We start from the raw sequence: 23029 nt of genomic DNA, 5'->3' as shown, positions 1-23029 counted from the left end.
GTCCCCCCGGTGCAATTTTTGTCGAATCGCCCTAAGGTCTTGCGCGAGAAGCAGCTTTCGTTACCCGATTCCGTTCAAGCTCCACTTTAAGAGACGGGCCTAACCGACTCCCGCGACTCAGCCTTCTTCTGAAGGGGAGTCACGCTCAGTCTCAAAGACAGTGACGCAATGATTAATGATGCGGGTAAACACGAAGTTAAGCGCCGTTCAGAAATATGGCGAAACTTAAGGTTTTCACCGTGATGTCCCGGGATCACCGAAGGCGACCATCTCATGAGGACTCTCATATGAAGGCGCGCTGCTGATGAAGGCCCTCCTATGAAGGCGCTTGCCGAACAGATCGGTGACATCGACGGCATCAACATCTATGGCCGCGTGGTCGGCGTTCGCGGTCTGATGGTCGAGGTGGCCGGTCCGATTCACGCGATGTCGGTCGGCGCACGGCTGGTGATCGAGACCGGCGCCAACCGCACCATTCCGTGCGAGGTGATCGGCTTCTCCGGCAACAATGCCGTGGTGATGCCGTTCGCCGGCCTCGAGGGCGTGCGCCGCGGCTGCAAGGCGGTCATCGCCAATGCCGCCAATCAAGTGCGGCCGTCCGCAGCCTGGCTCGGCCGCGTCGTCAACGCGCTGGGCGAGCCGATCGACGGCAAGGGGCCGCTGCCGCAGGGCTCTTCGCCGATGCCGTTCCGCAATACGCCGCCGCCCGCACATTCGCGCAAGCGCGTCGGCAGCCCGCTCGATCTCGGCGTGCGCGCCATGAACACCTTCCTCACCTGCTGCCGCGGTCAGCGCATGGGCATCTTCGCAGGCTCCGGCGTCGGCAAGTCGGTGCTGCTGTCGATGCTGGCGCGCAACGTCGATGCCGATGTCAGCGTTATCGGGCTGATCGGCGAGCGCGGCCGCGAGGTGCAGGAATTCCTGCAGGACGATCTCGGCGAGGAGGGCCTCGCGCGCTCGGTCGTGGTGGTCGCGACCTCCGACGAGCCGGCGCTGATGCGCCGCCAGGCGGCGTACCTCACGCTCGCGGTCGCCGAATATTTTCGCGACGAGGACAAGGACGTGCTCTGCCTGATGGACTCGGTGACGCGCTTTGCGATGGCGCAGCGCGAGATCGGCCTGTCCGCCGGTGAGCCGCCCACCGCCAAGGGCTACACGCCGACGGTCTTCACCGAGTTGCCGAAGCTGCTGGAGCGTGCCGGGCCGGGATTGGGCGAGGGCGCCATCACCGCAATCTTTACCGTGCTGGTCGACGGCGACGACCATAACGAGCCGATCGCGGACGCCGTGCGCGGCATCCTCGACGGCCACATCGTGATGCAGCGCTCGATCGCCGAGCGCGGCCGCTACCCCGCGATCAACATTCTCAAATCCGTCTCGCGAACGATGCCGAAATCGGCCGATCCGCAGTTCTGGCCGGTCATCCAGCGGGCGCGTCAGGTGATGGCGACCTATGCGGACATGGAGGAATTGATCCGTCTCGGCGCCTACCGCGCCGGCTCCAGCACCGAGGTCGACGAGGCGATCCGCCTGAACGAGCCGTTGGAAGCCTTCCTGCGCCAGCGCAAGGACGAAAAGGCGTCACTGGCGGAGGGCTATCGCCAATTGGCGCAAATACTCGGCAATTTGGAAACGGAACGCTAACTTTGTCCGGTCATCATCCGATCCCACAGAGTAGCAGAGCCGGTCTGGGCCCCCATCGGGCCCGTGGGGTGACCGGTATCGTCCCACGTGCAGCGGGGGGACTTCTGGGGAGTACGAGTCGATGAAGTCACGAGATACCCTCATCCGCCTGAAGAAATTTCAGGTCGACGAGAAGCGCCGCCGGGTCACCCAGATCGAGACCATGATCGCCGACTTCCAGCGCATGTCGGTCGATCTCGAACGCGAGATCCAGACCGAGCAGGAGCGCGCCGGGATCAACGATCCCTCGCACTTCGCCTACCCGACCTACGCCAAAGCCGCGATTCAGCGCCGCGAGAACCTGACCCGTTCGGCCGACGAGCTCAGGGGCCAGCTCGAGGAAGCCAAGGCCGCACTGGCCGAGGCCTTCGAGGAGCTGAAGAAGGTCGAGCTGCTCGACGAGCGCGACCAGGCCCGCGAGCGTGCCGAGGAGAGCGCCCGCGAGCAGGCCGACCTCGACAGCATCGGTCTGATGCGTGCCCGCATTGGCGCCGTCGCCTGAGCCGCTAGCCGTCAGACGATCCAGGAATTCCAGAACCCGGGCCCGCAAGGTCCGGGTTTTCGCATGTGCTGTCCACAGTGTGGCGCCGCGCCCCTTGGTGGTTGCCTTGGCTGCGCGCTATGGTGGTGGAGAACAATGCTGTGCCAGCGACGGCGGTGCCCACCTCTCCCTTGGGAGAGGTCGGCGCGGAGCGCCGGGTGAAGGGTGACGGTCCGCCCTTAGCCCCCGCGCCCCCTCACCCGATTTGCTGCGCAAATCGACCTCTCCCCGTCGGGGAGAGGTGAAGGCAAGCGGCGGGCCGCGTGTCGGGGGGCTGAATGCTGACGCCAGCGGAGCTGGTCGGGTTGATTGAGGCGGTGGCAAAGGGCGATCAGGCCGCGTTCGAGCGCCTCTACGCCGCCACGCGCGCGAAACTCTATGGTGTCGTGCTCCGTATCTTGCGCCGACAGGATCTCGCGGAGGAGGTAATTCAGGAGACTTACGTCAAGATCTGGAACAGCGCCGGCCAGTTCAACCCGGCCCTGTCCTCGCCGATCACATGGATGGCCTCGATCGCGCGCAACCGCGCGATCGACATCGTCCGCAAGAAGTCGGAAGCCTCCATCGAGGAAGAGCCTCAGGCGATGGAGGTCGCGGCCGAAAGTGCCGATCCGCTGGCGCGCCGCGAGATGACCGAGGAGCTGAAGCGGCTCCTGGAATGCATCGGCCGGCTCGAGCCGGACCGTCAGAGGCTCGTGCTGCTCGCCTATTACAACGGCTGGAGTCGCGAGCAATTGGCGGAGAAATTCGCCGCGCCCGTCAACACGGTGAAGACGTGGCTGCGGCGCAGCATGCTGGAGATAAGGGAGTGCCTCGGGCTGTAGAGGATGATGAGAGAGTGTCTATGCTGACGCGGCCTTCTTGCCTCACCTCTCCCGAAGGGAGAGGCATAGGCCGCCTTAGGCGGCCGTTTCTAAAAACGCCGAAGCGAAGCTTCGGCTACGTTGCATCGCAAGATGCAATCCGGGTGAGGGATTGCGCACTCTCATGGGACCTGAACCCCTCACGCCATTTCCGCGGGACGATGCTTCGCATCGCCCGGGGCAAATCGACCTCTCCCTGCGGGAGAGGTGAAGGAAATTGATGGCCTACACGGAGGACCATATCGCGCTCGCCGCGGAATACGCGCTCGGTACGCTCGATGCCGACGAGCGCGCGCAGGTCGAGACCATGATGGCGGTGGATGCGGCGTTCGCCGAGATCGTGCAGGCGTGGGCCTATCGGCTCGGCGTGCTCAACCAGATGGTCGGCTCGGTCGAGCCACGTCCGATCGTGTGGGAGAACATCAGGTCCGAAATCGCGCGCACCGCGCTTGCGCAGGAGCCGCCTGCGCCTGCCGAAGCTTCGCCGCCGCCACCTCCGCTCATCCCGGAATTGTCCACGCCGGTGACTGCGCCGCCGGATTTGTCGACTGAGGCGGTATCGTCCCCGGAGCCGCTGCCTGGCCAAGTGGAGCAGCCCGGGTCGTCGCGCCCCGAACCCGATGCCATCCCGGACATCGCGCCGCAATTCATCCCGCAGGTCCATGCACCGGATATCAGCGTACTGCGCGCACAGCTGGCGCCGGTCGCCGATGGTGACGTGATCCGGCTCGAGAGACGCGTGAAGCGCTGGCGCACCATTGCATCCGCCGTCGGCGCGCTCGCGGCCGCGCTGCTCGTGACGCTGTCGCTGCAGATCTTCCTGCCCGATGCGCTGCCCGGCGCCTTGCGTCCCCCGCCCCGCATCCAGACGGTGGAGGTGAAGACGCCGGCTGCCCCGCTTACCGCCTCCGCGCAATATGTTGCCCTGCTGCAGGGGCAGGGTGGTGGTCCCGCCTTCATCCTCACCATCGACGGTGCAACGCGGAATTTCACGGTGCGCAAGGTCGGCGCGACCCCGGAGCCCGGCAAGAGCTTCGAGCTTTGGCTGATCTCCGACAAGCTGCCGCGCCCGCGCTCGCTCGGTGTGATCGGCGCGGGCGATTTCACGGCACGTCCGCTGCTCGCGTCCTACGATTCCGACGTCGTCAACGGCGCCACCTACGCCGTCACCGTCGAGCAGGCCGGCGGCTCGCCGAGCGGCCAGCCGACCTCCGCCCCCGTGTTTTCCGGCAAGCTGATCGAGACCGTGCCGCCGGCGCAGCCGCAGGCGCCCGCGCAAAAATAGGTGCCACGGCGACTGTCGCCACAGTCCATCCCGCCGTCGCAGCCCGACAACTCCCCCCGAATCCGCCCCCGATTTGAACCTCCGCTCGGTCCGCCGCGTCAAATCCCCGGAATTTGAACGCGGTGATGCCGGAAAGGGCGAGAAAATCAGATGGATGCAGCGAGAACGCCGGGCATCTTCGTTCACCAATATGCAGGCCTGCCGCACGGTCCGGCCTTCGAGCATTGGCGCGAGCGGGCCGTCGGTCCCTGCGGCCTCGATATCGGGCCGAGCCATGGCGACAGCATCGATTGCCGGCTGCAGATCAGCGTCGTCGACAACATCACGCTCGCCATTGCCGAAGGCGCCTCGGCGCAATATTCGCGCACGCAGAGCCATCTTGCCGACGGCAGCGACGATCTCGTGCTGATATCGGCCCATGCGGGGCTCGTCCGCGTCGGGCAGAACGGCCACACCGTCGAGCTCGCGCCCGCCCAGATGGTGCTGGTCGACATGAGCGTGACCGGGATCGTCGGCCACACCGAGGCAGACCGCTTCACCACCATTCGCATGCCGCGCCGTGCGCTGCTCGACATCAGTCCCCGCGCCGAGGACAAGCTCTCGCAGGTGCTCATCGACGGGGCGGTCGCCGAGACCATCTTCCGCTACCATGCGCTCGCCGCCAACCACGCGCCGCATCTCGATGCAGTCGGCCAGCGCCTGACCGCGCAGCACATGATCGATCTCGTCGGCCTCCTGCTCGGCACCGATGCAGAGCATGCAAGCCGCGCGCGCGGCCGCGGGCAGGCGGCGGCGCGCCTCGACCTCATGCGTGCCGACGTGATGGCCGCGCTCGGCCGCAACGATCTCTGCCTCGCCGAAGTTGCGACGCGCTCAGGGCTCAGCCCGCGCCAGGCCCAGCGCCTGTTCGAGCAGGCCGGCACGACCTTCACCGAATTCGTGCTGGAACAGCGCCTGCTCCAGGCGCGCAAGCTGCTCGGCGATCCCCGCGCCAGGATGCGCAAGATCAGCGACATCGCGCATTCCTCCGGCTTCTCCGATCTGTCCTATTTCAACCGCGCCTTCCGCAAGCGCTTTGGCGCGACGCCGTCGGAACTGCGCGAGGCGTAGGCTTTCGGTTCTTGGGCTTACGATCTTGTGCAGCAGCCTTGCGCCGCCGCAGTTGGTCGATCCTGACGAATGGGCTATATCTAGCAGCGCGGGCAGGCCGCAGGATCCTTGGAAAGTGCGAGTAGGCGGACATGGCGCGTATCGTCGTGCTCGGCGCCGGATTTGCAGGCCTGTGGGCGGCCATCGGTGCTGCACGCAAGCGTGACGAGATCGGCGCAAGCGACCGCGACATCGAGATCCGTGTCATCGACCGCAATCCCTATCACAACATCCGCGTGCGCAATTACGAGACCGACCTCAGCGAGGTCGCGCTCCCGCTTGTGCAATTGCTCGATCCGATCGGCGTCACGCATGGCCTCGGCGAGATCGAGTCCATCGATCCGGCGCATCGAAAAATTTCGCTCGTCGCCAGCGGCGGCGAGGAGACGCTGAGCTATGACCGCCTCGTGCTCGCGCTCGGCAGCGAGGTGATGCGTCCCGCCATTCCGGGCCTTGCCGTCCATGGGTTCGACGTCGATACCTATACTGCGGCGCTCCGCCTCGAAGACCATCTCGTCGCGCTTGGGCGCAGCGCGCCGTCGCCGGGGCGTTCGACGGTCGTGGTGGTCGGCGCCGGCTTTACCGGCATCGAGGTCGCGGCCGAAATGCCGGACCGGCTGGCGCGTGCCGGCATCACCGGCAGCCGCCGCATCATCCTGGTCGATCCCAATCCAACTGTGGGCGCCACCATCGGCGCGCATGCGCGTCCCGTCATCGAATCGGCCTTGTCGTCGCTCGATGTCGAGACGAGGCTCGGCGTGCGCATCGCCTCCGTCGAAGCGGCCGGCGTTCATTTGAGCTCGGGCGAGTTCATCCCGACCCAGACGGTGATCTGGTGCGCCGGCATGCGTGCGAGCCGGCTGGCCGAAAACTTTCCGGGCGCGCGCGATCGCCTCGGGCGTCTGCTGGTCGATCCCTTCATGCGCGTTGCCGATCTGCCCGGCGTGTTCGCGGCCGGCGATGTCGCCTCCAGCGTGGTCGACGGGCTGCATCCGACCGTGATGTCCTGTCAGTTCGCCCGCCCCATGGGCCGCTTCGCCGGCCACAATGTGGTGGCCGATCTCGCAGGTGAGCCCATGCTGCCGCTGCGGATCGACTGGTACGTCACCGTGCTCGATCTCGGTGATTGGGGCGCGCTCTATACGGAGGGGTGGGATCGCGAGGTCAAGACGACCGGTCAAGCGGCCAAGGCGACCAAGCAGACCATCAACCGCAAGCGCATCTATCCGCCGCTCAACGGCAGCAAGGACGATCTGTTCGCGGCGGCAGCACCGACGGTACAGGCGCCGCCGCCGACCTATGGGGCACCGCGCCGTTGAGCTGGCGCGTAGGTTCACCAAACGAGCGGTGAAACGAAGGCGACGGGTTGGACCGGTCGGCTGCGGCGGAGCGACTGCCAGCCATTGTCCGCTCCGGGGCCCCCGAGCCGACTGTGCCGCTCGCTGCCGAGAGGTCGGCAAATGCCCAAAGCGGAAGTCGCAGCGCTCGCAACATGTGACGCTGCCATTCGCCATGTTGACGAGAACTGCGCGAAAGCGCCGTTAAACGCGGCCGGCCCTGTCATCCGCTCCGCGGGAGCTGCGCTGCAATTGTTTGCGACAGGCGGCAAACTGACGTGCCAACGAGCGCCTGTCCGGCTGATGCTGACCAAACGGACTCGGGACCATAAGGTCCTCTTTAGGCTTTCTCATGACCCGCAGCTCTCGGCGCGTGTCATCCAGGAGTATTTTTCTGGCAGGCAATTATCTTAGCCACAGCTTGAGGGGAACCGCCTGACGATCGGGGCATTTCATGGTGCCGGTATAGGAGTCTGACAGCCGTCCGTTGTAGGTACATTCGACGCCGGCAACCGAGAATGTCGCGTTCAATTGGGATGATGAGGCCGATACCTGAAAACGCATTTCACCGGTCTTCTCCTCCGGACCATCCTGAGTGCATATCCCGACATGCTTCATCGTTAATGGCCCGGAGTATTCCTTTATATGGCCGGAAGCCCTTTCCGTGACGGTGGCGGTCAACTCCCACTCGCCCAAATGGCCTGAATATCCGACGACTTGAAGCGGTTGAGCGCTGGCCGGGCTCGCAAGGATGCCCAGAACGATCGGCGGAAAGACTGCTCTCATGCTGTGCTCCCATGCCTGTCGCCGGCTTCTCAGCGCTTCGTCAGGAACGCACGCGCCTCGGCGAGCTCGGTCCGGGTGTTATCGGCGGCATCGGCGATCGCAACGACCCGGCCGTAGTATTCACGAGCCTTGGCGGGCTGACCGGACGTTTCCGCGGCCTTAGCCGCGCCCACATATGCGCCGAGCCGGTTCGGCTCCTTCCTCAGCGTTGCCTCAAAGGCGGCAAGTGCTTCATCGGCATTGCCGCTATCGAGCAGCATGACTCCGTAGAGTTCGCGCGCCGGTTTGAGCACGCCGGGCGTCACTGGATGCTTCTCGGTCTTGTCCTCGGCATCAGCTGCGGCACTCATCGCCTTCAGCGCATCCTCGCGGTTGCCTTCGGCGTAGAACAGCCAGGCCGTGGCGACCTGCCGCTGAATGTCGACTTGTTGGGACCAATATGCGTCCTTGGCATCGCGCAACTTGTCGCGCAGTTCGGTGAGCTTTGCGATGTCAGCCTTAGCGGCTTCACGATCGCCCGAGCGGGCTGCGCCTAGCGCTCGCGCGAAATGAGTGATCGCCTGCACGTGAGCCAGCGGACTGGGGCGGACCTGAAGCGCCGCCGCAGCCTTCCAATCGCCGCGTTCTACTGCGTAGCGTGCCGGCGAAGCGGCCAGCGCGTATGGCCCGGCGATGAAAGTCTCGGTGAAGCCGGTGACCGTGGTCATCTCGTTGAGAATGGCTGCAGCCTTCTCATCCTGTCCGAGCTGTAGATAGGCGTAGACAAGGTAATCCATGGCGTGCAGCTGATCATGGCCCTCATTGTCCGCGCTCGCGACACGCGATGATTCGGCGTTTGAAGCAATCGACTCCTTCCAGTGGCCGACGCGCGTAAAGATATGTGACGGCATGTGCTGGGCATGTGCTGACGCTGGCGCGACCTTGGCATAGCGTCGGGCAGCATCAAGGCCTCTCTCGGCGATTGGCGGATAGTCGTAAAGGTGGATCAAGTAATGCGCCACGCCAGGATGTTGCGGCTGGCGTAGTGCGATCGGCTCCAGGATTGCCGCGCCCTTGAGCTGGTTGGCGTAGGTTTTGTCGGTCGGCGAAGCCGAGGTGTTTAGGGCAAGCGCATAGTAGATCTGCGCTTCGTCATCATTGGGGTAGCGCTGTGCCAATTGCTCCATGGCCTTGGCGTAAGCCTGCATGCGCGTACGGTGATCGACCTTGTCGTAGTCGGCGTACATAACGCCGAGCGCATCAATGTAGTCGCGTTCGCGCTGGGTCTTGGCGCCGACGCTCTTTCCCTTTGCGATTATGACAGCGCCCTCGGCGAGGTTCTTCGCAGGCGTCGGCACATGAGGATTCAACAACAGGCTGAGCGCGATGCCCCAATAGGAAATGCCGCATTCGGGATCGGCCTTCAGCGCATCTTCGAAAACCTTTTGCGAGGCGCGGTACCAGAACGAGTGCTGGTACAACATCCCGCGGTCGAAAAGCTTCTGCGCTTCCGGTGTGCACGATGTTTCGAAATTCACCGTGCCGAGCTTCTCGTCCGATTGTCCCAGTGTGGGTTGCGTGAGCGAAAGTCCTGCCGCCGCTATGGCGGCTACTGCGAATAACTTGTTTTTCATGATTCAGCTCCATGGCAACATTCGAATTCCAACAGAGCACGTCGGGAGGTTATGCCGATTTCATGAGACCAGCTACGCTTTTCTAGTTGGCACTCTCCAGGTCCGCTTGCAGTCCAAGGCATGTCAGCGATACATACGCTTGTCGTGGCTCCGAAGCCGAGATGAGCCTCTATGACACCTCCGCCGCGTCATGTCCGAAGGTGGCTCGTGGCTGACCTCCGTCCTTGGGCTTGCACCGTCCACTTCCGAGTGGAGAGCTGACCAAGTCATGCTGCCTGTCGAGGGCAGCCTTTGACCCTGAACGGATATTATCGCCTACGAACAAGGCCCCGCTTCGGCGCGTCGACCGAGCCGCAAACCCGAACAAAGCCGCAGGCGGCTCGCAAGGTAGTGAGAAGACCAATCTCCGAACGACCGGCAGCAAATAGAGCGATGCAAATTGTTCTGGCTACACCTGTATGCCGCTGTGCAGCTTCTCACCACGCAGATTCCGCACAGTGGACCGTGGGTGCCAGCGGGCTCCCGGTCTTCCCCTGCTCCCTCTTTCAATTGAGGGCAAAGGCATCGACGCAAAGCTCGGGCGAATTGCGCCGCGAGGATGCGAAGGTGTGTCTGGGATCGAAGATGCGAGCAAAGGGAACGATGGTGCCAACCCCACACTCCGTCATTGCGAGCGCAGCGAAGCAATCCAGAGTCTTTCCGCGGGTAAGATTCTGGATTGCTTCGCTGCGCTCGCAATGACGAGGTTGAAGCACGTGTGCGCCAAACGCCCACCCGGGCCCCGGACGCAGCGCAGCGTCTCTTCGACGATGCGCTGCAGAGCCGGGGCCCATGCATCAAAGTGCCGTGGGCCTGCTGGGTCCCGGCTCTGCGCAGCAACGCGAGGAGCGTTGCAGCGCGTCCGGGACACGCGGGGGCGACTGGTGGGTTCGATGGATTTGGCGGGTGCTCCCGCAATGACGAGATACCCCAGACATAACGAAAGCGCCCGTGGGGGGCGGGCGCTTTCTGTAGTCGACTTGGGGTTGGGGTCGTCTACATATCCACGTGGCGACTTTGGGGGGCTGGTAAAGAGCCGCGTGAATTCACAAAACTCGTCAGATCTCCTTCAGCGAACAAGGTTCGCGTTCGAACTGGTGACAACGACCAGCTTGCCGGCCTTGATGACGCCGGCGGTCTGGGTCAGACCTTCATCCGAACCCGATCGTGCCATGATGCCGAGGCCAGCCACCGCGATCCCTGCGACGAGGGCGACGACCACAATCTTAAAATGGGTCGCGCGATCTGCGCTGTAGATCGAGTGGTTCATGGAAGCCTCCTGCCGCCATCTACCCGAAGTAGTCGCCGGCCGTTTGAGGCAGGTTCATGCTTCCGGTGCCCAACAACCTAGTATCGGGCGGATTCGTTCCCAAGAGGTCATCACAAGGGCGTGATAGGACGTGAAAGATCGCGATCCAAAGCGACCCTTGGTCGTTCTTTTATATAATTATTTCAAAGCTGTAATGCGCTTATTGTCGAGCTTTGGGGCCTTTGGTCGACAAGGCGCCAGGAACTCAAAAACCTTTTGCCTGTGGCTGAAAAACACACGGCTTCTTAAGGCAAATCAGATGCTTCCGACCGTTTTCAGCCTCGCCCTGGGGTGGATTTCCGCCTGCGACAGCACGGTGGTCTGGGCCCGGAACCGCTCCACCAGGGACCGCACGAAGGGCCGAATGGCCGCAGAGGTGACCAGCACCGGCGCCTCGCCCTCGCGGGCGGCACGCTCGAAAGCCTCGCGCACGGCGGTCATGAATTCCGAGAGTTTCGAGGGCTGCATGGCAAGGCTGCGCTCCTCGCCCTGGCCGATGATGGATTCGGCAAAAGCCTGCTCCCATTTCGCCGACAGCGCGATCAGCGGCAGATAGCCGGCGTAGGAGGTGTTCTGCGCGCAGATCTGCCGCGCCAGGCGGGCGCGGACGTGCTCGACCATGGTCGCGGGGTTGCGCGAGAAGGCGAGCGAATCCGCGATGCCTTCGAGGATGGTGGAGAGGTCGCGGATCGAGATGCGCTCGGCGAGCAGCAGCTGCAGCACGCGCTGGATGCCGGAGACCGTGACCTGGCCCGGGACGATGTCCTTGACCAGCTCGCTCTGCTCCTTCGGCAGCTCCTTGAGCAGCTTCTGCACCTCGCCGTAGGACAGCAGGTCCGACATGTTGGCCTTGAGCAGCTCGGTGAGATGGGTCGACAGCACGGTCGCGGCGTCGACGACCGTGTAGCCCTTGAGCGAGGCCTCTTCCTTGAGGCTGGCATCGACCCAGGTCGCGGGCAGGCCGAAGGTCGGCTCGGTGGTGTGGATGCCGGGCACCTGCACCTGGCTGCCGCCGGGGTCCATGACCATGAACTGGTTCGGCCAGATCTTGCCGGTGCCGGCGTCGACCTCCTTGATCTTGATGATGTAGGTGTTGGCCTCGAGCTGGACGTTGTCGAGGATGCGCACCGCCGGCATGACGAAGCCCATCTCGATCGCGAGCGAACGGCGCAGCGCCTTGATCTGCTCGGTGAGGCGGTCGGTGCCGTCGGGGCCGTTGACCAGCGGCAGCAAGGCATAGCCGAGCTCGATCTTGAGGTCGTCGATCTTGAGCGCCGCCGAGATCGGCTCTTCGGTCGCGGCAGCGCCCGGCGCACCCGGCGTTCCCGGAGCGGGCGTGGCGTGAACGGCGGCTTCGGCCTTGGCCGCCACCCGGTTGCGGTTGCGGGCGTTCCAGGCCAGCGCGCCGGCGCCGGCGCCGAGCGCGAGGAAGGGAAGGGTCGGAATGCCCGGCAGCGCCGCCAGTACCAGCATCACCGCCGATGACATCGCCAGCGCCTGCGGATAGCCGGAGAACTGCTTCATCAGCGCCTTGTCGGCGGCGCCGGAGACGCCGGCCTTGGAGACGAGCAGGCCGGCCGCGGTCGAGACGATCAGCGCCGGCACCTGGGTGACGAGGCCGTCACCGACGGTCAGCAGCGTGTAGGTGCGGCCGGCGTCGGCGAAGGACATGCCCTGCTGCGCGACGCCGATGATCATGCCGCCGACGACGTTGATGAAGACGATCAAGAGGCCGGCGATGGCGTCGCCCCGGACGAATTTGGAGGCACCGTCCATGGCGCCGAAGAAGCCGCTCTCGTCCTCCAACTCCTTGCGCCGCTCCTTGGCAACCTTCTCGTCGATCAGGCCGGCGGAGAGGTCGGCGTCGATCGCCATCTGCTTGCCGGGCATGGCGTCGAGGTGGAAGCGCGCGGCGACTTCGGCGATGCGGCCCGAACCCTTGGTGATGACGACGAAGTTGACGATGATCAGGATGGCGAACACGATGATGCCGATGACGAAATTGCCGCCCATCACGAAGTTGCCGAAGGCTTCGATGACGTGACCGGCCGCGGCCGTGCCCTCGTGCCCGTGCGAAAGGATCAGCCGGGTCGATGCCATGTTGAGCGACAGGCGCAGCATGGTCGAGATCAGGAGGATGGTCGGGAAGGCGGAGAATTCGAGCGGCGCCTGGATGAACAGCGAGGTCATCAGGATCAGGATCGACAGCGTGATCGAGATCGCCAGGAACAGGTCCAGCACGATCGCGGGCAGGGGCAGGATCAGCACCACCAGGATGGTGAGGATGCCGAGCGCCAGCGCGATGTCGCCGCGCTTGAGGACGGTGACGATGTCGTTGATGGAGGGGATGCTGGGCTTCGCGCCGCCTACGCCCTGTCCCGCGGTGACGTCGACCATGGTAGCTGCCTCCCCGCGCGACTGCCGTCCGCGCGCCCCAAACGTCTGCGCGGCGGCCGATGGGCCGCCGTTCCGAAAGTGAGGCACCGCACTGGCGTCCACGGGAGCTCCCGTTCTAAACGCGGCCGACGACACTCGACTTCACCCGGCAATTTTTGCCCGGTGTATGGTTAGCAAAGAGTTAACGGAGGGGGTGGAAAGGGGGGCGACCGGGGATGTTTTGCCCGTTAGTCCGGGGCGCGCGAAGCGCGAACTCGGAATCCATCGTGCGGCGGAGTCGGTCGATGAATGGATTCTCTGATGCGCAATTGCGCATCATAGTTCGCCCTGCGGGCGCCCCGGAATCACACCGGAGACTACTTCGCCTTCTGCATCTTGGTCACAGTGTACCCCGACGCCGCTTCCTCGGCCTCGAAGGTGACCTTGTCGCCGACCTTCACCTGCTTGAGCATCGCCGCGTCCTTGACGCGATAGACCATGGTCATGGGCTCCTCCATGCCGAGGCTTTTCGCCGGTCCGTGCTTGAGCGTGATCTTGCCGGCGCCTTCGTCGATCTTCTTGATCTCGCCGCTGATCGCGGCGCCCTCGGCGGCGAGGGTTGCAGTCGCAAGGCCGACGGTCAGCGCCAGCGCCGAAGCGATACGGATGATGCGGTTCATGTGGATCTCCCTTCGCGTTACTTCACGGTGACCCGGCCGACCATGCCGTACTCGCGGTGGTCGGGAATGAGGCACGAATATTCGAAGATGCCGGGCTTGCTGAACTTCCAGAGGATCTCGGCCGTCTTTTTTGGTGCAAGCCGCGCCGCATTGGGCTCGTCGTGCTCCATGTGCGGATGCTTCTTCATCTGATCCGCATGCGCGAGGTTCTCCTTGGTCGTGGCCAGCAGGAATTCGTGGTCCTCCTTGCCGACATTGAGCAGCACGAATCGGATCTGCTCGCCGCGCTTCACCTCGATTTTCGCGGGCGTGTAGTCCATTTCGTTCATCAGAATTTCGATGGTGCGAGCGGGCTTCTTGGGATCGCCGGGCTCGCCGGCCGAATAGTTTCCGTGCCCGTGCTTGTCGTGAGCAAAGGCCGGCGCGGTGGAAAGTGCAGCCAGCGCGAGGGCGAGCTTGATCGTGGTCTTCATCGTAGTCTCCAGTTGGTGGTTCATCGAAACGCTCACATCTTGTGCTTCATCGGCGGGCTGCCGGATTTGTGCCGCGCCGGCTCCGAGGCGGGTGCGGCCACTTCGTAGGCGACGGTGCCTTGCGGGAACTTGTACGGACCGGGGTCGCGGTAATCGCCGCGCGCGAGGTCTTCGCGGATCTTCATCACCGTGAACATGCCGCCCATCTCGATCGCCCCGAACTGGCCGGTGCCGGTCATCATCGGCAGCGTGTTATCGGGCGCGGGCATCTCCATGTTGCCCATCGCCATGCCGGTCGAGCCCATGGCCATGCCGTCGGGCGCGAGCTTGCCGACGGCCTTGGCGAGATCCTTGCGCGACACGCCGATCAGGTTGCGCACGTCGTGCCCCATCGCGTTCATGGTGTGATGCGACTTGTGGCAATGGAACGCCCAGTCGCCGGGATTGTCGGCGAGCACGTCGAACACGCGCACCGCGCCGACCGGCACGTCGGTGGTCGTTTCAGGGATCTGCGCGCTCTCCTGAATCCAGCCGCCATCGGTGCAGGTCACCGCGAAGCTGTGGCCATGCAAATGGATCGGATGGTTGGTCATGCTGAGATTGCCGATGCGCACGCGCACCTTGTCGCCGAGCCTGACCGGCAGCGGATCGATTCCGGGAAAGACCCGCGCGTTCCAGGTCCACATGTTGAAGTCCGTCATCTCGTTGACGTGCGGCAGATAGGTGCCGGGGTCGACGCGATAGGTGCTCATCACGAACACGAAGTCGCGGTCGACGGCGCGGAAACTCGGGTCGCGCGGGTGCACGACGAACATGCCCATCATGCCCATCGCCATCTGCACCATCTCGTCGGAATGCGGGTGGTACATGAAGGTTCCGCTCTTCTTCATTTCGAATTCGTAGACGAAGGTCTTGCCCGGCTCGATATGCGGCTGGGTCAATCCGCCGACGCCGTCCATGCCGCTCGGGATGATCATGCCGTGCCAGTGCACCGTGGTGTATTCGGGCAAGCGGTTGGTGACGAAGATCCGCACCTTGTCGCCCTCGACGGCCTCGATGGTCGGGCCCGGCGATTGCCCGTTGTAGCCCCACAAATGCACCTTCATGCCCTCGGCGAATTCCCGCACCACCGGCTCGGCGACGAGATGGAATTCCTTCCAGTCGCCGTTCATGCGGAACGGCAGCGACCAGCCGTTCAGCGTGACCACGGGTCGATAATCCGGGCCGCTGCTCGGATGCAGCGGCGGCTGCATCACCACCTTGTCCATGGTGGGTGCTTCCGGAATCGACGCGGCCTGGACGCGGCCCTGAATAGCCGATGCGCCGACAAGCGCGGCGGTGCCTAAAAATCCTCGGCGGGAAAACATCTTGGCCTCCGTCTCAGTGGCCGCCTTCGGCAGGAGCTGCCGCGGCGACGGTGGTTGGATTGTCGTCAACGGCGGCGGGCAGACCGCCTCCGTTGACAGCGGTCTGCAGATCGGCATGGGCGAGGAAGAATCTCTGCCTGGCGTCGATCGCGCCGCGCAGCGCCGCGAGGCGCTGCCGCGCTTCGGTGAGCAGCGCGAAGATGTCAACCTGCATGCTGGAGAAGCGCAGCTGCATCTCCTCGGTGATGATCTTTCGTAACGGGATGATCTCGCGCTGGTAGTGGCCGGCGATGTCGTAAGTGGAGCGGTAGACGCGATAGGCGTCGCGCGCCTCGGAGCGCACATTGACGGCCCGCTCGGTCAGGCGGTTGAAGGCGAGGTTGTAGGTCTCGGCCGCCTGGCGCACGCGCACCTCGCCGCCGTCGAAGATCGGAATCTGGAACTGCAGGTCGAAGCCGCGCTCGCGGAACGGCGGCCCTTCCGGATCCTGGGTGCGGCGGGAGATGCCGGCGAGATCGAGCAGTGTCACGAAGCGCGTCGCCTCGGTGAGGTTCAGCGCTTTCGCCAGCGCGGCCAGCTCAAGCCGCGCGATCTGCAGGTCGAGGCGATGCGCCACCGCATCGGCCTCGATCGTGGGGAGGGCCAGCGGCCGGCGCGGCAGCGGCGGCAGTTGATTGGGCAGGCGGAAGTCGAGACCGTCGTCCCACAGTCCCATGAGGCGCGCCAGCCTTTCGCGCGCGCTTCCTGCCGCCTGTCGCGCGCTGGCGAGGTCGGCGGTGGTCTCGGCATAAAACACCTGCTCGCGGGCTTGGTCGAGCTTGTTGAGCGAGCCGGTTTCGCCGAGCTTGAGCGCGAGCTGTGCGGTCGATTCCGCCGTCGCCTTCGCGTCGGTCAGCAACCCCACCATCTCGCTCGCGGCAACCGCGCGGACATAGGCGCGGCGCACGCCCGAGGCGTGCCGCAGCGTCGCCAGCGCGGCGCGCAGCTGCGCGCCGCGGAAGCGTTCCCGAGCGATCTCGGAACGGAACGGCAGGGTGGCGAGCGCGAGGATGTCGCCGACCACCTGGCGCTCGATCTCGCTGGCGCCATTCCCTGTGATGCGCGAGACCGCGAACACCGGATTGGGCGGCAGGCTCTGCTCGACCAGTTCGGCCTCCGCCAGCGCCAGCTCGTTGTAGGCGGCCTGCAGTCCCTTGTTGTTGAGCAGCGCGATCTGCACGGCGGCGTCGACGCTGAGCGTGCGTGAGAGCAGCTGGCGGACGCGGGCGTCGACCGCGGCGGCGCCCTCGGCCGATCGCACGAAGGCGACGTCCTTGTTGATGGTCTGGCTCGCCAGATCCGAGACGGCGCTCATGCCGCTATCGGGCGAGAACGCGGCGCACCCGGAAAGGCCGAGCGCGGCGAGCACGAGCAGGCCTCGCGCAAGATGGGGTATCATGGCGCGCTCCTACCGCTCTTGCTTCGGCTGCGGCGTCACCGCCTCGTTGCGGCCGCGCCAGGGTGCCGGCGTCGCAGGCCGCAGGCTGGTATAGGGCGCGATGGGCGAGCGATAGCCGATCGGGGCCACCTTCGCCGCCGGATCGGCGGGATCCGCGCTGGCCATGTGCGTCGTTGCCGGCATGCAGCCGGACAGTGCCGGCTCGGCAAAGGCCAGCAGCAGCCAGATGAAACGTGAGTGTCGATCACCCACCGCAGATGCGGCAGATTTCGCCCCGGAAAGCGCAACCATGTCCTAATTCCCGATCTGGAGATCACAGGTTCGCGCGCGCAAAAGCGCGCATCGAAACCGACGTCGTCGTGTCAGATCAGGCGATGGGAGGGCGGTAGCGCTGGGGCGGCGCGGCGCTGTGCAGGCTGGGGACGATCTCGGGCGCACAGGTCGACATCGGGCGGACCGGCGTGACGACGCTGGGCAGATCGGCCGGCAGCGCGCTGACGCACATCATCGCACAGCACGGGCCCACTGTTCCCTTGCCGTCGTGATGATTCGGAGGAGGCGCGTCCTTCGCGGCGACCTGTGAAGGGGTTCCCGCATGCTCGTGCGGAACGTCGCCATCCGGAACATCGTCATGGCTCGCAGCCATATGGTGATGCACCGGAACGAGGTCAGCGAGGGCCTCGTCGCCAAGGCAGGGCGCAGCACTGCCGAAGGCGAGGCTTGCGGCCGGCGCGAGCACGCAGAACAGATAGGCGAGGGCGATGACCCGCCCCACCCTGATCCGCACCGATCGCCTCAATCGCATCAACATCCCGCCGATAGGCTCCTCGCGCGGCAATGTTGCACACGCTTGTTGCAAACTAATGGCAAAAGACGCATTCGCCAAGAGCTTATTACCGCAGTGCACCGCGCATGCCCAATATCGCGGCATGCTGGTTGACCATGTGGCGGTCCGCGAACATGGTCCTGCCCGTGCACGCGCCAAATCATCCAGGACAAACACCTGCTTCCTTCACCCCTGACTCTCGTCAGGCCTGGGTGCGACTCGTCCTTGCCCTCGTGATCGGCTCGATCGGCGCCGTCGGCATGTGGGCGGTCGTGGTGGTGATTCCGATCGTGCAGACCGAATTTGCTGCCACGCGCGGCGCGGTGTCGCTGGCCTTCACCCTCATGATGTTCGGCTTCGGGCTTGGTGGCGTGATCGCCGGCAAGATCACCGATCGGTTCGGCATCGTTCCGGCGATGGCGATCAGCATCGCCTTCCTCGGCGTTGCCAATGTACTCGCGGGCCTGTCGGGCCAGCTCTGGCAGTTCGTGGCGGCTTATTTCTTCATCGGGCTCGGGACGTCCGCGACCTTCGCGCCGCTGATGGCCGAAGCCTCGCACTGGTTCGAGCGCTATCGCGGATTGGCGGTGACCATCGTCGCCAGCGGCAATTACGTCGCCGGCGCGATGTGGCCGCCGATCGTGAGCTGGGGCACGCAGGAGATCGGCTGGCGCTACACCCATATCGGCATCGGCATCGTCTGCGCCAGCCTGATGACGGTGCTGGTGCTGATCCTGCGCGCGCAGATGGGCCGCGACACCGTCCACGATCACGCCAATGCACCGCCGCCGCGGGTCGATCTCAGGCTCTCGACCAATACGCTGACGGTGCTGCTCTCGATCGCCAGCATCTCCTGCTGCGTGGCGATGGCGATGCCGCAGGTGCACATCGTCGCCTATTGCGGCGATCTCGGCTATGGCGTCGCGCGCGGCGCCGAGATGCTCTCCTTGATGATGGGCTGCGGCATCGTCAGCCGGATCGGCTCGGGCTACCTCGCCGACAAGATCGGCGGCATCCGCACCCTGCTGGTGGGATCGCTGGCGCAGGGCTTTGCGCTGGTGTTCTATCTGTTCTTCGACAGCCTGACCTCGCTCTATCTGATCTCCGCGATGTTCGGCCTGTTCCAGGGCGGCATCGTGCCGAGCTACGCCATCATCGTGCGCGAGGCGATGCCGGCGAGCGAGGCCGCGACCCGCGTCGGCATCGTGATCTTTGCGTCGGTGTTCGGCATGTCCTTCGGCGGTTGGGTGTCCGGCGTCATCTTCGATGCCACCGGCTCGTACGCCGCGGCGTTCGCCAACGGCGTCGCCTGGAATGCGCTGAACATCGGCATCGTCGTGCTGCTCCTGGTCCGCGCGCGGATGGGCCTGGTCAAGACCGGCCCGGGCTTTGCCACCTAAACGGCCTGTCCGGCCTTCACGAGCGAGCAGCCGGTGATCTTGTAGCTGCCGTCGCTCTGCTGCTCGAGCGTGTAGAGCGCCTCCCAGGCCTCGCCATTGGCATCGATGATGTGAACGCGCTGGGCAATCCAGCCGCCATCGGTCCTGCTCTCGCCGAATTCGAAACTCTTGTGACGATAGACCGGCGCGTAGCCGCTCTGCACCATGGACATGAAGATGTCGGGTGCTGGAAAGATCTCCTTGATCGCCGGCGCCGCATAGGAATAAGCCGCCGCCGCATCGTCGCGAACGAAGGCCTGCTCCTGGGCGCGGATGACGCTTTGGGCGGTGGCGACATCGCCCGCAAGCGCTGCATGATGACAGGCAACAATGAGAGCGACCAGCAAGGCTGCGATGCGCAAGACAGGCTCCGCGTTGAGATCCCGGCAGAGGCGATCCTAGCACATCTGCGGCGCCTGGGCGTGCACTCAGATATCACGCGCTGGGCCTGGATGCTCCAGATGCCCACTCATCCGGGACAGCGACACAAACAGCAGGCAGCTGCGATATGTTCTCCTAAGGCAGGAACGGCTCCGCGATGGCCGAGTTAAGCCGGCAAAACCACCTTATCAAGGAGCAAAGTCATGGCCCGTGCAACAGCCCATCCGGATCATCACTGCATCTCAAGCGAGGACATTGAGGGTACCGAGGTCTATGGAGCAGATGGGACGAATATCGGCGAGATTGATCACCTCATCATCGACAAAGTGTCAGGCCGCGTGGCTTATGCGGTCATGAGCTTTGGTGGATTTGTGGGCTTGGGTCACAGCCACTACCCCATTCCCTGGGGCGCTCTGACATATGACACGTCGCTTAACGGTTTTCGAACCAATATCACCGAGCAACAGCTGAGGGATGCGCCTGAGTTCAGCGATGACTCCTGGGAAGATCGAGACTGGGAAATGCGAACTCACCGGTATTACGGAACGCCAACCTACTGGGAAGGGCGAGGTGGCCTGTAACGCCAGCGGCGCGTCAGGACAGCTGAACTGACGGCGGCATATACATCAGAGGTCCTGCAAGTCGCCGATCGGCCAGAAGCTGATTGACTTGTCCTCACTGGATCGGAGGACTGGACTTCGCAATGCTTCGAACGACGTTCAGAAACTGCTTGAGCACTGGCGAAGGGTCGCTACGACGAAAGGCAAGGCCGAGAAATGCCTTTGGCACTGGCGCCCGCAAGCGCCGATAGACTATTCCGGCGATTCGAACGCTTTGCATTGTCGATGGGATCACGGCGATGCCGAGCCCAGCGGCAACCAGGCTTAGCGTGGATGTGATCCTGGGCGCGGGTTGCCCAAGCTTGGGCATGAACCCGGCGGCTCGGCATGCTGCAACGGTCTCGTCGTGCAGGCCCGTACCCTGTGGACCGATCAGGATAAAGGGATCGTTGGCCAAGCTCGCCAGCGATATCGATTGAGCCTTGCCGCGCTTCGCAATCGGATGATTGCCGGGCAAGGCAACGATCATGGGCTCTTCCTGAAGCGGCGTGACGACCACTCCCTGAGCAAGCACCTGAGGGGCGCGAACAAACGCGACATCCATTTGGTCGTTATCGAATTTGCTAACGACCTCGTTGCTCAATCCCTCTTCAAGCACCAGCGATACCATCGGGAAAGCCTCACGGAACGCGCGGATCGATTTGGGTACCAGCGGGATGAAAGGCGCCGTGGGCGCGATGCCCACGCAAAGACTGCCTTGTTCACCACGCGCCGCACGACGAGTGATCTCCATCGCACGGTCGAAACGAGCAAGCATGCTCTTTGCTTCAGGCAGCAATGCATGACCCGCGCTGGTCAGTTCAACTCCGCGCGGCAAGCGGCGAAACAGCTGAACTTTCAGCTCTCGCTCCATGAGACGAATCTGCCGGCTGAGTGGCGGTTGCTGCATGTCGAGCCGCTCGGCGGCACGAGTGATGTGCCCCTCTTCCGCAACCGCGACGAAATACCGAAGCCGTGCAAGATCAATTGCCATACCGATTAGGTATCAAATTTGCACTTTACCTGCCATAGCTCATCCAGCTGCCAGCCGTATGGTCATGCGGATCCAAACGGAAAGGATCCGAGCCATGCTGATGCGTCGCCGCGCCTTCGTCGAATTGCTGGCAGCTGCCGCCGCCCTGCCGGCGCTTTCGCCGCTCGCGCATGCCGATGATTATCCCTCACGTCCCGTACGGCTTGTCGTTGGATTTCCGGAAGGTGGGCCGGTCGATATCGCCGCCCGCGTGATTGCTGGCTGGCTGTCAGATCGATTGAGCCAACCTGTCGTGGTGGAAAATCAACCCGGCGAAAGCGGCAACGTCGCAACCCGATCGGTCGCGCGAGCCAAGCCGGACGGATATTCGCTGCTGGTGTGCGGTCCTGTGAACACCATCAACGCGACGCTGTTCAAGAACCTTGATTTCGACTTCGGACGCGATTTCGTGCCGGTGGCCGGTCTCTGGCAGGTGCCGCTCGTCATCGAGGTCAATCCCTCCGTTCCCGCAACGACGCTGGCGAGTTTTATCGCGCATGCCAAGGCGAACCCGGGCAAACTCAAGATCGGCTTTGCTGGCGCAGGGACGCCGCAGCACATCGGCATTGAAATGTTCAAGGTGATGGCAGATGTCGATCTAACCCTGGTGCCGTATCTCGGCTCGACCCCGGCGCTCGCCGACCTCTTGGCCGGCAAGATCGATTGCATGTTCGATCCGATGCCATCGTCCATCGCGCACATCAAGGCAGGACGGCTAATCCCGCTGGCGGTGACGACCCCTGTGAAATCCGCCGCGTTGCCGGATGTGCCCTCAGCATCCGATTTCGTTCCAGGGTACCAGGCGATATCGTGGTTCGGTATCGTTGCGCCTCGTGAGATGCCCGCCGTCCTGGTCGAGAAACTCAACCAAGCGATCAATGCCGCGTTTGCGGACACACGAATAATGGCGCGCCTGGCTGAACTCGGCGCGTCGCCACTGCCAGGATCGCCGACACAATTCCAAGCATTCATTCAAAGTGAAATGACCAAATATGCGGAGGTGATCCGAGTGGCAAGAATTGCACCTAGATGATTGATCGTCCCGTCCGCTGTGGGTCACAAGCGCTAGTGCTCTGGCCGGTCAGCAGATTTTCGCTCGGCCCTCAGGAGCCGATACTTCTCCTTTGAGTCCACGCCGCCTAGCGCTTCCGCTTCATCGCCGGCTTGGTCGTCTTCGACGAACGCGCCTTCGCCTTGCTGGGCGGCTGCACCCGCAAGCCGTCGACGAACACGTCGAGCAGGCGCAGCGCCGTCGCCTGCCAGCCGGGCTGGTCGTGCACGTAGCACATGCCGAAGAAGGCGCGCAGCAGATCCTCCGGGTTGATGTCGGCGCGCATCTCGCCGGCTGCGACCGCCCGCTCCAGCAGCGAGCCGATCGCCTTGGTCAGACGCTCGAAGGAGAAAGCATGCAGCTCCGACCCGCTCTGCACCGCGAGCGCCAGCGCGGCCATCATTCCCTTCTTGGTCGCAACAAACGCGACCCCTGAGTGCAACCAGCGCCGCAGCGCCTCGATCGGGTCCTTCTCGTTCTTCAATTGCTCGCCCAGCTCGCTGAGCTGCTCGACTTCGCGGCGGTACACCGCTTCGAACAAGGCCTCGCGCGTCGGAAAATGCCGATACAGCGTGCCGATGCCGACGCCGGCCCGCTTCGCCACGGCTTCGAGGCTCGCCTCCGAACCGCCGGCGCTGAACACCAGCTTCGCCGCTTCGAGCACGCGCTCGCGATTGCGCACGGCGTCGGCGCGGGGTCTTCGGGTCTGGTCGGTGTGGTCGTCCATGCCGCGCAATGTAGATCACGAATTGGTTAGATTG

Annotated in this window: 22 protein-coding genes; 9 read left to right on the top strand and 13 right to left on the bottom strand. The window is 64.1% G+C overall.

Annotated features, from left to right (window positions below; genetic code table 11):
• The first annotated feature begins 318 nt into the window (after positions 1 to 318).
• From fliI to HZZ16_RS13585, 6 genes are all read left to right on the top strand, one after another.
• Positions 319 to 1644 (top strand): flagellar protein export ATPase FliI, encoded by a 1326-nt coding sequence (gene fliI, locus HZZ16_RS13610; RefSeq protein ID WP_197948958.1) that lies wholly within the window; start codon positions 319 to 321, stop codon positions 1642 to 1644.
• Between the two features lie 121 nt (positions 1645 to 1765).
• Complete coding sequence (gene fliJ, locus HZZ16_RS13605) at positions 1766 to 2185, top strand: flagellar export protein FliJ (protein ID WP_197948957.1); 420 nt, start codon at positions 1766 to 1768, stop codon at positions 2183 to 2185.
• Between the two features lie 317 nt (positions 2186 to 2502).
• Positions 2503 to 3048, top strand: coding sequence for a sigma-70 family RNA polymerase sigma factor (locus HZZ16_RS13600; protein WP_197948956.1), 546 nt, complete (start codon positions 2503 to 2505; stop codon positions 3046 to 3048).
• 259 nt (positions 3049 to 3307) lie between these two features.
• Positions 3308 to 4372 (top strand): anti-sigma factor, encoded by a 1065-nt coding sequence (locus HZZ16_RS13595; RefSeq protein WP_197948955.1) that lies wholly within the window; start codon positions 3308 to 3310, stop codon positions 4370 to 4372.
• A 150-nt stretch (positions 4373 to 4522) separates the two neighbouring features.
• On the top strand, positions 4523 to 5482 hold the full coding sequence (locus tag HZZ16_RS13590) for a helix-turn-helix transcriptional regulator (RefSeq protein WP_197948954.1): 960 nt from the start codon (positions 4523 to 4525) through the stop codon (positions 5480 to 5482).
• Positions 5483 to 5613: 131 nt separating this feature from the next.
• Positions 5614 to 6840, top strand: coding sequence for an NAD(P)/FAD-dependent oxidoreductase (locus tag HZZ16_RS13585; RefSeq protein ID WP_197948953.1), 1227 nt, complete (start codon positions 5614 to 5616; stop codon positions 6838 to 6840).
• A gap of 423 nt (positions 6841 to 7263) precedes the next feature.
• On the opposite strand, the gene HZZ16_RS13580 is transcribed toward HZZ16_RS13585, so the two are convergent.
• The 10 genes from HZZ16_RS13580 to HZZ16_RS13535 form a co-directional block, all read right to left on the bottom strand.
• The gene (locus HZZ16_RS13580; RefSeq protein ID WP_197948952.1) at positions 7264 to 7644 is read right to left on the bottom strand and encodes a hypothetical protein; all 381 of its coding nucleotides are present in this window, start codon (positions 7642 to 7644) and stop codon (positions 7264 to 7266) included.
• Positions 7645 to 7673: 29 nt separating this feature from the next.
• Positions 7674 to 9161 carry a tetratricopeptide repeat protein gene (locus HZZ16_RS13575; RefSeq protein WP_311974134.1) on the bottom strand — a complete coding sequence of 496 codons (1488 nt, stop codon included), beginning with the start codon at positions 9159 to 9161 and terminating at the stop codon, positions 7674 to 7676.
• 1204 nt (positions 9162 to 10365) lie between these two features.
• Positions 10366 to 10566 carry a hypothetical protein gene (locus HZZ16_RS13570; RefSeq protein WP_197948950.1) on the bottom strand — a complete coding sequence of 67 codons (201 nt, stop codon included), beginning with the start codon at positions 10564 to 10566 and terminating at the stop codon, positions 10366 to 10368.
• A gap of 294 nt (positions 10567 to 10860) precedes the next feature.
• Positions 10861 to 13002 (bottom strand): flagellar biosynthesis protein FlhA, encoded by a 2142-nt coding sequence (flhA, locus tag HZZ16_RS13565; protein WP_197948949.1) that lies wholly within the window; start codon positions 13000 to 13002, stop codon positions 10861 to 10863.
• 356 nt (positions 13003 to 13358) lie between these two features.
• Entirely contained in the window at positions 13359 to 13661 is a 303-nt protein-coding gene (locus tag HZZ16_RS13560) for a copper-binding protein (protein ID WP_197948948.1), read from the bottom strand.
• Between the two features lie 17 nt (positions 13662 to 13678).
• Positions 13679 to 14134, bottom strand: a complete 456-nt coding sequence (locus tag HZZ16_RS13555) for a cupredoxin domain-containing protein (protein ID WP_197948976.1) — start codon at positions 14132 to 14134, stop codon at positions 13679 to 13681.
• A gap of 32 nt (positions 14135 to 14166) precedes the next feature.
• Positions 14167 to 15501, bottom strand: coding sequence for a multicopper oxidase family protein (locus HZZ16_RS13550; protein WP_197948947.1), 1335 nt, complete (start codon positions 15499 to 15501; stop codon positions 14167 to 14169).
• A gap of 13 nt (positions 15502 to 15514) precedes the next feature.
• Positions 15515 to 16939 (bottom strand): TolC family protein, encoded by a 1425-nt coding sequence (locus HZZ16_RS13545; RefSeq protein WP_197948946.1) that lies wholly within the window; start codon positions 16937 to 16939, stop codon positions 15515 to 15517.
• Between the two features lie 9 nt (positions 16940 to 16948).
• Positions 16949 to 17230 (bottom strand): hypothetical protein, encoded by a 282-nt coding sequence (locus tag HZZ16_RS13540; protein ID WP_197948945.1) that lies wholly within the window; start codon positions 17228 to 17230, stop codon positions 16949 to 16951.
• 76 nt (positions 17231 to 17306) lie between these two features.
• Entirely contained in the window at positions 17307 to 17750 is a 444-nt protein-coding gene (locus HZZ16_RS13535; protein WP_197948944.1) for a hypothetical protein, read from the bottom strand.
• A 149-nt stretch (positions 17751 to 17899) separates the two neighbouring features.
• Between HZZ16_RS13535 and HZZ16_RS13530 the strand changes: the two genes are divergently transcribed.
• A complete protein-coding gene (locus tag HZZ16_RS13530; RefSeq protein ID WP_197948943.1) occupies positions 17900 to 19165 on the top strand; it encodes an MFS transporter in 1266 nt (421 codons plus the stop codon).
• Here HZZ16_RS13530 and HZZ16_RS13525 read toward each other — a convergent pair.
• Complete coding sequence (locus HZZ16_RS13525; protein WP_197948942.1) at positions 19162 to 19566, bottom strand: DUF4864 domain-containing protein; 405 nt, start codon at positions 19564 to 19566, stop codon at positions 19162 to 19164. The genes HZZ16_RS13530 and HZZ16_RS13525 overlap by 4 nt on opposite strands.
• A 222-nt stretch (positions 19567 to 19788) precedes the next feature.
• Here HZZ16_RS13525 and HZZ16_RS13520 point away from each other — a divergent pair, with 222 nt between their 5' ends.
• The gene (locus HZZ16_RS13520; protein ID WP_197948941.1) at positions 19789 to 20166 is read left to right on the top strand and encodes a PRC-barrel domain-containing protein; all 378 of its coding nucleotides are present in this window, start codon (positions 19789 to 19791) and stop codon (positions 20164 to 20166) included.
• Positions 20167 to 20260: 94 nt separating this feature from the next.
• Here the strand turns inward: HZZ16_RS13520 and HZZ16_RS13515 are convergent, their stop codons facing one another.
• Positions 20261 to 21178 carry a LysR family transcriptional regulator gene (locus tag HZZ16_RS13515; protein ID WP_197948940.1) on the bottom strand — a complete coding sequence of 306 codons (918 nt, stop codon included), beginning with the start codon at positions 21176 to 21178 and terminating at the stop codon, positions 20261 to 20263.
• A gap of 94 nt (positions 21179 to 21272) precedes the next feature.
• Here HZZ16_RS13515 and HZZ16_RS13510 point away from each other — a divergent pair, with 94 nt between their 5' ends.
• Complete coding sequence (locus HZZ16_RS13510) at positions 21273 to 22250, top strand: Bug family tripartite tricarboxylate transporter substrate binding protein (RefSeq protein ID WP_197948939.1); 978 nt, start codon at positions 21273 to 21275, stop codon at positions 22248 to 22250.
• Between the two features lie 106 nt (positions 22251 to 22356).
• Here the strand turns inward: HZZ16_RS13510 and HZZ16_RS13505 are convergent, their stop codons facing one another.
• Complete coding sequence (locus tag HZZ16_RS13505) at positions 22357 to 22995, bottom strand: TetR/AcrR family transcriptional regulator (protein ID WP_197948938.1); 639 nt, start codon at positions 22993 to 22995, stop codon at positions 22357 to 22359.
• Positions 22996 to 23029: the final 34 nt, after the last annotated feature.

The sequence above is a fragment of the Bradyrhizobium glycinis genome (assembly GCF_016031655.1).
Lineage (GTDB): Bacteria > Pseudomonadota > Alphaproteobacteria > Rhizobiales > Xanthobacteraceae > Bradyrhizobium > Bradyrhizobium glycinis.
The sequence above is the reverse complement of the archived record's forward strand: the minus strand, read 5'-3'. Positions and strand labels throughout refer to the sequence as shown.